Source organism: Halomonas alkalisoli, assembly GCF_021412585.1.
Lineage (GTDB): Bacteria > Pseudomonadota > Gammaproteobacteria > Pseudomonadales > Halomonadaceae > Halomonas > Halomonas alkalisoli.
This window is the reverse complement of the sequence record NZ_JAKCMI010000018.1, coordinates 112238-124666: the sequence shown is the minus strand read 5'-3', so window position 1 is coordinate 124666 and position 12429 is coordinate 112238. Positions and strand designations below refer to the sequence as shown.

General features: G+C 66.7%; 12 protein-coding genes. 4 read left to right on the top strand and 8 right to left on the bottom strand.

Annotation, left to right across the window (positions count from 1 at the left end):
* Both tssI and LY622_RS05800 read right to left on the bottom strand, forming a co-directional pair.
* On the bottom strand, window positions 1-639 hold a 639-nt coding region (tssI, locus tag LY622_RS05805; protein ID WP_234290018.1), incomplete at its 3' end, for a type VI secretion system tip protein TssI/VgrG.
* 228 nt (window positions 640-867) lie between these two features.
* Entirely contained in the window at window positions 868-1386 is a 519-nt protein-coding gene (locus LY622_RS05800) for an Hcp family type VI secretion system effector (protein WP_066448323.1), read from the bottom strand.
* Between the two features lie 354 nt (window positions 1387-1740).
* Here LY622_RS05800 and dksA point away from each other — a divergent pair, with 354 nt between their 5' ends.
* The 3 genes from dksA to LY622_RS05785 all read left to right on the top strand — a co-directional run bounded on the left by dksA (window position 1741) and on the right by LY622_RS05785 (window position 4820).
* Window positions 1741-2115: an RNA polymerase-binding protein DksA gene (gene dksA, locus LY622_RS05795; RefSeq protein ID WP_369413775.1), complete on the top strand. Its 375-nt coding sequence runs from the start codon at window positions 1741-1743 to the stop codon at window positions 2113-2115.
* Window positions 2115-3335, top strand: a complete 1221-nt coding sequence (gene zigA, locus LY622_RS05790; protein WP_234290016.1) for a zinc metallochaperone GTPase ZigA — start codon at window positions 2115-2117, stop codon at window positions 3333-3335. The genes dksA and zigA overlap by 1 nt, the downstream gene beginning before the upstream one ends.
* Before the next feature lie 177 nt (window positions 3336-3512).
* The gene (locus LY622_RS05785; RefSeq protein WP_234290015.1) at window positions 3513-4820 is read left to right on the top strand and encodes a D-alanyl-D-alanine carboxypeptidase; all 1308 of its coding nucleotides are present in this window, start codon (window positions 3513-3515) and stop codon (window positions 4818-4820) included.
* A 101-nt stretch (window positions 4821-4921) separates the two neighbouring features.
* Here LY622_RS05785 and LY622_RS05780 read toward each other — a convergent pair whose 3' ends face one another.
* The 5 genes from LY622_RS05780 to LY622_RS05760 are packed head-to-tail and all read right to left on the bottom strand — an operon-like array spanning window position 4922 to window position 10436.
* Window positions 4922-6364, bottom strand: a complete 1443-nt coding sequence (locus LY622_RS05780) for an ABC transporter ATP-binding protein (protein WP_234290014.1) — start codon at window positions 6362-6364, stop codon at window positions 4922-4924.
* Complete coding sequence (locus tag LY622_RS05775; protein ID WP_234290013.1) at window positions 6361-7188, bottom strand: ABC transporter permease; 828 nt, start codon at window positions 7186-7188, stop codon at window positions 6361-6363. The genes LY622_RS05780 and LY622_RS05775 overlap by 4 nt, the downstream gene beginning before the upstream one ends.
* Window positions 7185-8168, bottom strand: a complete 984-nt coding sequence (locus LY622_RS05770; RefSeq protein WP_223136999.1) for an ABC transporter permease — start codon at window positions 8166-8168, stop codon at window positions 7185-7187. The genes LY622_RS05775 and LY622_RS05770 overlap by 4 nt, the downstream gene beginning before the upstream one ends.
* Window positions 8165-9736 (bottom strand): ABC transporter substrate-binding protein, encoded by a 1572-nt coding sequence (locus LY622_RS05765; RefSeq protein ID WP_234290012.1) that lies wholly within the window; start codon window positions 9734-9736, stop codon window positions 8165-8167. Before LY622_RS05765 ends, LY622_RS05770 begins: the two co-directional genes overlap by 4 nt.
* Before the next feature lie 55 nt (window positions 9737-9791).
* Complete coding sequence (locus LY622_RS05760) at window positions 9792-10436, bottom strand: DUF1826 domain-containing protein (RefSeq protein WP_234290011.1); 645 nt, start codon at window positions 10434-10436, stop codon at window positions 9792-9794.
* A 404-nt stretch (window positions 10437-10840) separates the two neighbouring features.
* Between LY622_RS05760 and LY622_RS05755 the strand changes: the two genes are divergently transcribed.
* Window positions 10841-11716, top strand: a complete 876-nt coding sequence (locus LY622_RS05755; RefSeq protein ID WP_234290010.1) for a DMT family transporter — start codon at window positions 10841-10843, stop codon at window positions 11714-11716.
* Here the strand turns inward: LY622_RS05755 and thiE are convergent.
* Window positions 11706-12320, bottom strand: coding sequence for a thiamine phosphate synthase (gene thiE, locus LY622_RS05750; protein ID WP_234290009.1), 615 nt, complete (start codon window positions 12318-12320; stop codon window positions 11706-11708). The two genes, LY622_RS05755 and thiE, sit on opposite strands and share 11 nt — an antisense overlap.
* Window positions 12321-12429 lie beyond the last annotated feature (109 nt).

Sequence of the window (12429 nt, the reverse complement as noted above, 5' to 3'; positions counted from 1 at the left end):
CAGGTGGCGCAGCGGCGGCGTGCCGCCGGCGCGGCCGTGATAGGTGCGCTCGCCCAGGCTGGCCAGCACCTGGGGGTCGTCGGCGAAGACCAGGCGGTGGACGCCGTTCGGGGCGTCTTCAAACTCGTGGAAGTAAAACAGCCCCTCTTCGGCGGCCAGGCGCTGGATAAAGGCCAGGTCGGTCTCGCGGTACTGCACGCAGTATTCGCGCTCCGCGGGCTCGCGGGTGGCGGCGAAGGCCACGTCGGTGATGCCGCGCTCGTCGCACAGGGTATTGATGATGGTCAGCGGCGAGACGTTCTGGAAGATGCGCGAGTTGTGGCGCAGCGAGAGGCGCCACAGTGCCGGCTGGATGGTCAGCGAATAGAAGGTGCGGCGGTGGCCGCGGTCGCCGCGGCCGAAGGCGGTGGCGATGCCGTGGACCCGGCGCAGGACCTCGCCGTCCTGCCAGACCGTCAGGCTCAGCTCGCGGTCGAGGAAGGCCTCCGGGACGAGGTCCGGGTCGCGGCTGGCGAGGTTGACCGCCAGATGGAAGGGCTGGGAGAGCGCCTCGGTCAGCGTGAAGTCGACCACGGCCAGGTCGAGATCGTCGGCCCCGGCGAGGGCAAGTGTGAACTGAAGACCGGTCTGATTGGCCATGGTGATGGCTCCCCTCCTGGAAGACGAATGCGCGGCAATCCATTGCATCAGCAGATTACGCGAGGCCCCGGGTATGGCAAGGGGGCGTCGACCGATGTGGACGAAGACTGACAAGGGCTGTCGGCGATGGCTTACACGCCGTGATGCCAGCGCTCGATAACAAGCGCTGGCATCACGACGCCGGCTGCGTAACGCCCCGCCGCTGCGGGCGGGACGTTATCGAAGGACTTAGCCTTCGATCGGAGCGCGCCAGTCGTCGGAACCGGAGGTGCCGGCAACGGTGTGTTCCCAATCGATCTTGCGGTAGGCCAGGGAGACGTCCATCAGCTGAGTGAATTCAGCGGTGTTCATGTCCTGGGCGTGCGGCATGCGCAGGTTGATGTCGACGATGGTGGCGTCGGTCAGGCTGGTGGTGAAGAAGTGCTCCTGCTTGCCTTCCACCGAGGTGCGGTACCACTTCAGCTCGACGTTGGGCAGCATTTCGCCGGAGGCCAGGGCGTTGTACATCAGCGGCACGGCCTTGTTCAGGGCCACGGTGAAGATGAACGGCTTGTGCGCGCGCTGGCCGGAAGGCTGGCCGGACTGCGGGTCGGTGGGCACGGTTACGACGTGCTTGAATTCCTGAACCAGCATTTCGTCTTCGTGGCCTTCCACGTAGATGTTGCCCACGGAATCCGGGGTGAAGGCGCCAGCGGTGATGTTGCCCTGGGTCTGGCCTTCGATGCTGATATAACAAGGTGTCGGCATGAGTCTGCTCCTTGACGATGTGAATGAATGTCCGATGGACGGTACTGTAGGGGCAGAAAGCGTGCCGATATTGGATAAACAAAATAAAAACAAATGGTTGCTATGAGCCCGACAACTTTTCCTAATCAAAATTAGGCAAGATGTTGCCTGAATCGAGCAAGATCTTGCCCGGCGGGCAAGATCTTGCCTAATTATTCCTTGGCTTGGCTTGGCTTGGCTTGGCTTGGCTGGTTGGGCCCATCTGGCTGTGTGTCGGCATTATTGTTATGTTATAACATTGTTTTGATGGAGAGAGTGCTCATGCAGGCCGACCCAGGGGCGCAGCGAATGCTGGACATGCCAGAAACGTCATATATGAACGATGAGCAGTTGGCCTTCTTCCAAGGCCGCTTGCTGGCTGAGCGAGCCGAGGTGGAAACGCATCTGGAAGAAGTGCGCAAGGCCATTGCCGACAACGAGCGCAGCGGCGACGACCTCGACCGTGCCGCGGTAGAGGAAGAGCTGCGGCTGCTGCTTCGCCAGGCGGACCGCGAGACGCGGCTGCTGCGCAAGATCGCCAAGGCGCTGCGACGCATCGAGGAGGGCGACTACGGCTATTGCGAGGAGACCGGCCAGCCCATCGGGCTCGGGCGGCTATTGCTGCGTCCTACCGCGGATCTCTGTCTCGAGGCCAAGGAGCGTCAGGAGCAACGCGAGCACCATTTCAGCAAATCCCGAGGAGAAGCGTGATGCAAGCCCCTTCAGCGACCCTGCCCGTCACCGTACTTTCCGGCTTTCTCGGCGCAGGCAAGACGACCCTGCTCAATCATATCCTGGCCAATCGCGAAGGGCGTCGGGTGGCGGTGATCGTCAATGACATGAGCGAGGTCAACATCGATGCCGCCCTGGTGCGTGGCACACCGGGCAGCGAAGGAGACGTGGCGCTCAATCGCTCCGAGGAGCGGCTGGTCGAGATGAGCAACGGCTGCATCTGCTGTACTCTGCGAGAGGATCTGTTGATCGAGGTCGGGCGCTTGGCCGCCGAAGGCCGTTTCGACTACCTGGTGATCGAGTCAACGGGCATTTCCGAGCCGCTGCCGGTGGCCGAGACCTTCACCTTCGAGGACGAGTCAGGGCAGAGCCTTTCCAGTGTCGCGCGGCTGGATACCCTGGTGACGGTGGTCGACGGAGCCAACTTCCTGACGCAATACCGTGAGGCGAAATCGCTGATCGAAGCCGGCGAAAGCCTGGGCGAGGAGGACGAGCGCAACGTGGCCGACCTGCTGGTCGACCAGATCGAGTTCTGCGACGTGCTGCTGATCAGCAAGACCGACCTGATCGATGACGAGCAGTTGGGTGAGCTGAAGGCGGTGCTGCGTACGCTCAACCCCGATGCCGAGCTGATTGCCATGGCCAATGGCCAGGTGTCGCTCGACAAGGTGCTCGACACCGGCCGCTTCAGCTTCGAGCGGGCGCAGCTTGCTCCGGGCTGGCTCAAGGAGATGCGCGGGGATCATGTGCCGGAAACCGAGGAGTATGGCATCTCGAGCTTTTCCTACCATGCCCGGCGGCCCTTTCACCCGCAGAAGTTCCACGAGCTATTGCATGGCGACTGGTTCGGCGGCAAGCTGCTGCGCTCGAAGGGCTTCTTCTGGCTGGCGACCCGGCCACAGTTTGCCGGCCAGTGGAGCCAGGCGGGGGGCATTGCCCACTACGGTTACGCCGGCATGTTCTGGAAGGCCGTTCCCGAGTCACGTTGGCCGGACGACCCGGAATACCGCGGCTATATCATGGAAAAGTGGCAGGAGCCCTTCGGTGACATGCGCCAGGAGCTGGTCTTCATCGGCCAGCATCTGGACGAAGCGCGCATACGCCAGGCGCTGGACGAGTGCCTGGTCAGCGAGGCAGAGCTGCTGGCTGGCAAGCAGGCCTGGGCATCGCTGCCGGACCCTTTTCCTGCCTGGGAGTGACGGTGCCTGGAGGAGCGGTGGTGTGCCGGGGCGGCTTTGCGTTGAATCATAAAACGGTATGGCATCTGGAAACATCGCTTTTCTGGCTGTAAAGCCGACGATTCCTGTCCATACTGGGGTAAGGCCTGATGAACAAATGGCCGCAGGGAATAACCAAGGGAACTAGAGGTGTCTGCCATGTCCTCCTCCAACCGACACTACCTCGGGGTAGCCGTCTTTGTGCTGCTGGCCAGCTTGTTGCTGTTCACGGCGAAAACGGCTCAGGCCAACCCCCGCTATGCGGCTATCGTGATCGATGTTGAAAGCGGAGACGTACTGCATGCCGCGAACCCCGATGCGACCCGCTATCCGGCGTCGCTGACCAAGATGATGACGCTCTACATGCTGTTCGAGGCCATCGAGGACGGCAGCATGCATCTGCATCAGCCGCTGCCGGTATCCGCCCAGGCGGCGGCGATGCCGGCTTCCAAGCTGTGGCTCTCCGCCGGCAGCAGTATCACCGTGGAAGAGGCGATCCTTGCCCTGGTGGTGCGCTCCGCCAATGATGTCGCGGTGGTGGTGGCCGAGGCGCTGGGCGGCAGCGAGCGCAACTTTGGCAACATGATGACGCAGCGGGCTCGCGAGCTGGGCATGAATGCCACCCAGTTCCGCAACGCGTCGGGGCTGCCCAACAACGAGCAGGTCACCACCGCTCGCGACATGGCCACCCTGTCGATTCGTGTGATGCAGGATTTCCCGCAGTACTACCACTACTTCTCGACCCAGAGTTTTACGTATCGGGGTACGACCCACACCAGCCATAACCGGCTGGTGCGCAACTATCCTGGTGCCGACGGGCTCAAGACGGGCTTCATCCGGGCTTCCGGCTTCAACGTGGCGACATCGGCAATCCGTGATAATCGCCGGGTGGTGTCGGTCGTCATGGGTGGTTTTACCGCTGCCTCGCGTGATGCCCACATGTCTGACCTGCTCGACCGCGGCTATGCACGCCTCAACATGCTGCAGCGGGGCGACTGGATTGCTCAGGCCGACGTCTTGGGCGACAGCATGGACCTGCCGGCCGCACGGCCCACCACGCCGGCCTCCGCGACGCAGCTGGCTGCGGCGGAACCGGCAGCGCCGTCAAGCGGGTCCGAATCCGCTCAGCGAATGACCTTCCAGTCCGAGGTGGGCGTCGAGATGGGCTCCGCCGACGATCCGATCCGTGACCTGATCGCACGGGCCGATTCGCCCCAGGCGGGTGGTGCCTGGGCCGTGCAGGTCGGTGCGTTCAACAACGCCGATCAGGCTCGAAGCCTGGCATCACGGGCGGCCGATCAGTTGGCCAGCCAGCTGCGTGATGTGCGCGTTTCGGTGGCCGAGTCCCAGGACGATAGGCGCGTCTTCCGTGCCCGGCTGGTCGACCTGCAGGAGAACGACGCACACAGCGCCTGCCGTAGCCTGCGTGCCACCGGCATGGACTGCATGGTAGTCGCCCACTACTGAGCCGTAACCACTGGCCGATCGTACCGACGCCCCGCTCTTGCGGGGCGTCGGTCGTTTGAGCCTGGCGTAGTTATGGCCTGGTGTAGTTATGGCATGACGCTTCAGGCCAAGGCGGGGTCCAGCTCCCGCTCTCGCTTTTTCACGCTCGTGGCGCCCCCCAGTGAGATCCGCTTGTCGCAGATCCGCTCGATCAGCGCCGGGTCGTGGCTCACCAGCATCACGCCGCAGTGCCGCTCGCGGGCCAGCTCCACCAGCAGCTCGAGCGTCTGCCGCTGGGTGATGGGGTCGAGGCGCGAGGTGGGCTCGTCGGCGAACAGGAAGCACGGCTCGAGCAGCAGCACGCGCAGGATGGCGAAGCGCTGCAGCTCGCCGCCCGATATCTCGCCGGGGCGCCGCCCCAGCAGATTCTCGTCGAGCCCCAGGCGCGCCATCAGCGGCGCGATGGCGGCACGATCCAGGCGGTGGCGGCGTACCAGGTCGTCGAGCAGGCGAGCGAGCCGCCAGTGCGGCGAGAAGGCCGTCGGCGGGTCCTGGTAGAGCTTCTGGAAGCCCAGCGGATGCCCCGGCGCCCGATGAATCTCACCATCGTCGGCACGCGTCACGCCCAGCAGCATGTCGCCCAGGGTGCTCTTGCCACAGCCGGAGGGGCCGACCACGCCGACGATCTCGCCGGGGCTGACCGCGAGCGAAAGGTCGCGGAACAGCTCGCGCCCGCCACGGGCTTTGGCCAGGCCTCTGGTACTCACGACAGGCGCCTGGCGCTCGCCCAGCGGCTGCGGTCGCGGCCAGCGGCTGGGCTCGGCGGCCAGCAGCCGTTGGCCGTACTCGCTCTGAGGGTGTGTGAGTACTTGCTGGGCCGGACCGCGCTCGACCACCTGGCCCTGGCGCAGGATGACCACCTCGCCGCCCAGCCGGCGGGCCACGTCGATGTCATGGGTGATGGTGAGCAGGGCGCCGCCGGCCTCGGGCGTGCGCGCCAGCAGTTCGACCACCGCGTCCCGACGCGGTGCATCGAGCCCCTTGGTGGGCTCATCGGCGATCACGATGGGCGCGCCGCCGGCACAGGCGGCCGCGAAAGCCACCCGCTGCGCCATGCCGCCGGAGAGCTCGCCAGGCAGCTTGCTGCCCGCGTCAACCAGGCCCAGCTCGGCCAGGTCGGCCCAGGCGGCCTGGAGGGCGGCGCGGCGGTCGCGTCCGGCCACGTGGCGGTGGCTCTCGGCGACCTGGGAAACGGAGCGCATGGTGGGGTCTAGGGCATGCCAGGGCTCCTGGGGCAGCAGCGCCAGGCGGTGGCCCCAGAGTGCGCGGCGCGACGTGGCATCGGCGGCGTCGAACGCCTCGCCATCGATGACCAGTCGGCCACGGGCGGCAAGCCCCCTCGGCAGCGTGCCCATGATGGACTGGGCGATCAGGCTCTTGCCCGAGCCGGTTTCGCCGAGCAGGGTCAGGCGGCCGCCGGCTTCGAGCGAGCAGGAGAAGGGTGCGATCGTGACGCCCTCGCCCTGGATCGTCACGCCTTCGGCTTGAAGTAAGTATGGACTCATCGTGGATCCCTTCCGGCCAGCAGGTTCAGGCTCAATACCAGCACGAACAGCACCACGATGGGCTGGGCCATGGCCCAGGGCGCCTCGTGGTAGTAGGGCAGCAGTTCGATCATCATCAGCCCCAGCTCGGCGGTGGGCGGGCGCAGGCCAACGCTGACGAAGCCCAGCGCGGCCATGGCAAGAATGGCGCTGGCGGCGCCGAAGGCGGCCAGGGTGAGTACCTGCGGGGCTAGCTCCGGCCATAAATGGCGACGGAACAGGTAGAACGGGCCGAAGCCGAGCAGGCGGCTCGCCTCGAGCTGTGGCGAGGCCACCAGTACCCGGGTGCGGGCGCGTACCACGCGGAAGTACTCGATCCACAGCACCAGCGAGATACCCACATAGAGTGCCCAGAAGTTGCCCGGGGCGATGGCCACCAGCAGCAGCACCAGCAGCAGGCCGGGCAGGGCCAGGCAGGCATCGGCCAGGCTGCCCAGCACGCGGTCGAGCCAGCCGCCGCGCCAGCCGGCGATGACGCCGAAGAGCACGCCCGGAACGGCAGCGGTAGTCACGCTGAGCAGCGCCATGCCGAACGAGAGCTGTATGGCGGCTGCCAGCCGGGCCAGCAGACTACGGCCCAGGTGGTCGGTGCCGAGCGGTTCGGCAAGCGACGGCAGCTGCAGGATACGGGTGAGCTGCTGGCGCGCGGGGTCGGCATCGAAGAGCCAGGGCACCAACCAGGCGAAGGCGAGCAGCAGGGCGAGCAACGTGGCGCCGAGCCGCTGGCGGCCGTTGAGCGTCGGCAGCGTCCATCGGCGAACGGGAGTCAGGGCAAGTGCTTTCATGCGCTGCGCCTCCTGGGGTCGAGCCAGTGGCAGAGCAGGTCCACCACGGTATTGAGGGCGACGAACATCAGCCCCATGACCAGGGCGGTGCCCTGGATCATCGGCACGTCGCGGGCGACGATGGCATGAACCAGGGCGTGACCGATGCCGGGCCAGGCGAACAGCGTCTCGACCACCACCACGCCCTCGATCAGGTAGACGAACTGCACCCCGAGGTAGGCGACGACCGGCACCGCGGCGTTGCGCAGGCCGTGGCGCAGGAAACTCAGGCGCTCGTTCAGCCCCTTGGTGCGCGAGAAGGCGTAGTAGGCAGACTGCGATACGTCGGCCATGGCGTTACGCGCCACCCGGCTGGAGATGGCGGCCAGTGCCAGCGCCAGGGTCAGCGCCGGAAGCACGCCATGGGCGGTGCGGCCATGGCCGGCGGCAGGCAGCCAGCCCAGCGACACCGAGAAGATCAGGATCAGCAGCAGGCCCACGGCGAAAGGAGGCAGGGCGCGCAGCACGCTGGCCGCCACTTCGCTCACGCGATCCAGCATGCCATTGGGCTTGAGCCCGGCGATCAGCCCCAGCGGCGGGCCCAGCAGCAGCGAGAGCAGCACGGCCATGGCCGCCAGGCCCAGGGAGTGGCCGAGCTGGTGCCACAGTTCGGTTATCACCGGCTGGCCGCTGACCAGCGAGCGGCCCAGGTCGAACTGCACCAGGTCCCACAGCCAGCCGAAGTAGGCCGTCACGGCGGGCTGGTCCAGGGCGAGCTCGGCACGTACCGCCTCGGCGGCGGCCGTATTGACCATGTCGTGACCGTAGCGACCGGCGGCGATGCGGTAGGCCATGTCGCCGGGCAGCGAGCGGGTCAGCACGAAGGTCAGGGTGCCGACCAGCCACGCCACCAGCCCGGCCTGGAACAGGCGTTGCAGCAGCAGGCCGCCCAGGCCTGCCGTCCAGCGCGGGGTCGTCCGTGATGCCAGGGCTACACTCATTCGCTCCACCTCAGCTCGTCAATGCGATAGCTGCGCTCCAGCGGGTCGATGGAGAAGCCTTCCAGCTCGACGTTGACCGCGGCGGTCTGCTGGTACCAGGCCACGGGCACGACCGGCATGGCCTCGTTCAGGCGGCGTGCCACCTGGGCCGCCAGCTCGGTGCGGGCCTCGGGATCGGCCTCCTGGCGCAGGGTGTCGAGCCAGGCAGCCAGATCGTCGTCGCGCCAGCCCATGGCGCCCCAGTCGCCGCCCATGGCCTCGGGGTCGGTGCCGAAGTCATCGAGCAGGGTGCCGAGCGGGTCGGGCACCAGGCCGTAGTTGCGCGCCATCAGGCCCAGTTCCAGGCTACCGTCGTGGTGGCCGGAGGGGATTCCGCTGGCGTTGCCCACGTCGACCTCCAGCGCGACGCCGATCTCGCGCCACTGATCCTGCAGGGCGGTGGCCACCAGCGGCAGTTCGGGGCGGTCGGAGAAGGTGCGCAGGGTCAACTCGAAAGGCGCTCCGTCGCGCTCGAGCACGCCGCTGCCGTTGGCTTCCCAACCCAGTTCTGCGAGCAGCTCGCGGGCGCGCTCCACGTCCTGCGCCTCGCCGGCGCCGAGGCCGAGGTGCCAGGGACCGAGGCTGGCCGGAAACAGCTCGGGCGCGGCGGCTTCGGGATCCCGAAGCAGGCCGGCGGCGATGCCTTCGCGGTCGATGGACAGGCTCAGCGCCTGGCGGGCACGTGCATCTTCAAGGAAGGGGTGTTCGGCATTGACCTTGAACACGATGGTGCGCGGCAGCGGTTCCGCATGCAGCGCGAGACGATCATGGCGCGCCAGCCGTGCGCGGCTCGCCGGGTCGAGGGTGAACACCACGTCGGCATCGCCGCTCTCGGCCATCAGCGCACGGGTCTCGCCGCGGCCTACCGCCAGGTAGCTGGCCCTCTCGATGGCGGGCGCCTCGCCCCAGTAGCCGTCGAAGCGCTCCACGGCGAGACGCTGCGGAGGGGCCACGCTTTCCACTCGATAGGGGCCGGTGCCGATCACCTGGGTGATCCGCCCCTCGTCGTCAAAGGCGCCCGGGGCGAGGATCAGGGTGGTGGAGTGGGACAGCAGGGCCGGCAGCGGCGCGAAGGGGGGCTCGAGCTGGATCACCACCTCGTTGCCCTCGGCCTCGATGGCAGTGATGGGCGCCGAGTCGAGGATGCCCGGCTTGGCCAGGGCGTGCTGAAGGCTCGTGGCTGCCGCTTCCGCCGTTAGCGGGCTGCCGTCGTGGAAGCTGACGTCTTCACGCAGGCCGAAGCGCCAGGTCAGGCCATCGTCGCTGGCCTGCCAGGAGGCAGCCAGCCCCGGCGCAGGCTGGCCTTCGGCGTCGGTGTCGACCAGCGTCTCGGCGACGCGCATGCGGGCGTAGACATAGCCCGAGGTCGATGGGTCGGCGCCGGTGATCTCCCAGGGGGCAACCACCGAGAGCGGGCGGTCGGCGGCGGCCGACAGCGGCAGCAGGGCAAGGCCCAGCAGCAGGGAGCAAGAGACCAGGGAGCCGGGGAGCAGCGAACGAGAGGGCTGGAAACGAGGGAGCAGTGGCATTGCAGGATCTTCCTTGCAGGGTTTGAGGTAAAAGACGATGGGCGGCGCAGGCGTTTCAGCCCGGGTCCAGCGCCAGCAGCAGGCGGCGCTCACCCGACGCGGGCTGAGGGCTGCGGTGCACCAGGCCGCGTTCTTCGTTGCCGACCCAGCCGCAGCCTTTCATCAGGGCCAGGTCGCCCACGCCAATCTGTTGAATGGCACCAGGGTCGGCAACGATATCGGGCTTGTCCGGACACGGGGCACCGAGCCCCGCCCGGTTGACGGCATGTTCGGGTAGCCACTCGCTGGCCGGGCCGGCATAGGTGCTCACCAGACGCACCGGCAGGTTGTCGACGTGGAAGCGCGGGCACATGGCGCCTTCGAGCGTGCGCAGGCGAATGCCGATGGTGTCGGTCGAGAACAGATAGGCCATGGCCTCGGCAATGGTGCCGATATCCTGCACCAGCGCTTCACCGGCCTCTGGGGCGGGCAGTCGCCGTGCCAGGTCCTCCTGCATTGCCTGGCCGGGGGCGCCGCGCCAGTACCACTCGAGGCTGCGCTGGTAGCCGAGCTGTGCCCGCACGGCCAGGGTCAGGGCCGAGTCGAGCCGGCGCTCCATCACCGCCAGGGTAATGTCATCGTCGAAGATGCGGGGCAGTACCTCGATGTCCTGGCAGAATGCCCAGTGCGCGGAGGTGTCAGCGGTGGTACGGGGCAGCATGTCGCCTCCTTTTGTAACCATATAACATATCATTTGTGCTGCGAATGACCCCCTGATGTGGAACCGCAGGGGGGATCGAAGCAATGTCTGAAGTATCGGGTTTGAAGTAATGGGGCTTAAGAAACGGTTATGGTAGCTGGCTGAACGCTGAGAGTGGTTTGTTATAACATAACGTATTGGGCATGACTATTCTCCCCGCGACTCTCGCCGCGACATGGTTTTGCCCCATTACACCGTTTCAGTCACACCTCGACCTCTTCATGGTCGAATGCGCCATTTTGGGGCGCCGCACTTGCCGTGGTCTGCGCCAGCCATTAGGTTGTTAATCAACAAGCCCCGCCGACCCTTACGGTCGGCGGGGTGGTTTTTTGGGTCGCCAGGGTTCGGCAAGAGGGGAGGTCGCCATGACGCCGTCGTTGAAGGGCATTCTGTGCATGTGTATGGGTGTGCTGTGCCTGGCCATTGGCGATGCCATCGCCAAGTGGCTGGGCGAGGTGCACTCGCCGCTGCAGATCATCTTCTTCCGCACCCTGGTATCGCTGCCGCTGATCGCCGTGCTGGCCCACTTCGGTGGCGGGCTCACCAAGCTGCGTACCCAGCGCCCGGGGGTGCACCTGGTGCGCGGCCTGATCTATACCGGGACCATGTTCTTCTTCGTGCTCGGCCTGACGCTGCTGCCCCTGGCCGAGGCGACCGCCATCGCCTTCGTTGCCCCGCTGTTCGTCACCCTGCTCTCGGTGCCGCTGCTGGGCGAGAAGATCGATCCTCCCGTGCTGGCGGCGTCCCTGCTGGGCTTCGTGGGGGTTCTGGTGGTGGTGCGCCCCGGCGGCGACGCCTTTCATCCGGGGGCGCTGGCGCTGTTGGCGGCGGCCGTCTTCTATGCGCTGATGATGATCACCGCGCGGCGGTACGGCGTCCGCGAGCACCTTTGGGCGATGGTCTTCTACATGACCCTGGTGCCACTGCTGCTCACGGCGGTGGCGCTACCCTGGGTATGGCAGACCCCGCACCCCTGGCATTGGCTGGGCTTCCTGGGGGCCGGGATCATCGGCGTGGGGGCCACGGCCTTCATTACCCTGGCCTTCCGTTTTGCCCCGGCGGCCATTGCCGCACCCTTCGACTACACGGCCATGCTCTGGGCGGTGATTCTGGGCTGGTGGTTCTGGGGTGAAATGCCGGATGTCTGGGTCTTCGTGGGCAGTACGCTGATCATCGGCAGCGGCCTGGCGATTGCCTATCATGACCGGCGCACCACCCTGAAGCGGCGGCCTACCGCGTGAAGAAGGCCTCTGCGGCTGCCTGGGGGTCGGGGGTATCACAAATCGCAGAAATCACCGCGGATCCCCGGGCGCCGGCGGCACGCACCCGAGCCGCATGCTCGGCCTGCAGCCCGCCGATGGCCACCGCCGGCAGCGGGCTGGCGGCGACCAGCGTGGCCAGGCCGTCGAAGCCCAGCGGCCGGGCATGGTTCTGCTTCGTCGCGGTGGCGAAGACCGGCCCCAGTCCCAGGTAGTCCAGCGGGCCCGGATCCAGCCGTGCCATCTGCTCGAGGTTCTGCACCGAGAGGCCGAGGATGGCGCGCTCGCCCAGTGCCAGGCGCGCCGCGGCAACGTCGCCATCGTCCTGGCCCAGGTGGAGCCCATCCGCCTGGCTGGCGAGCGCCACGTTCAGCCGGTCATTGATGATCAGCGGCACGCCGCTACCGGCGAGGGCCGCCTTGAGGCGTCGCGCCTGATCGATCAGCTCGTCGTCGCTGGCCTGCTTGTCGCGCAACTGCACCAGTGTCACGCCACCGCGTACCGCCGCCACGACGGTTTCCACCAGGCCGTGCCGGGCGCAAAGCCGGGGGTCGGTTACCAAATAGAGGGTCAGGTCTAGGCGCATGAGAAACCTCAAAAATTGAGAGCTTTGTCCGAAAAGTCGGCGAGCGCAGGCCAGACAAGGCAAAAATGGGCGAGAAGACGGACCGGGCTCGCGTGCGAGTTTACACGGG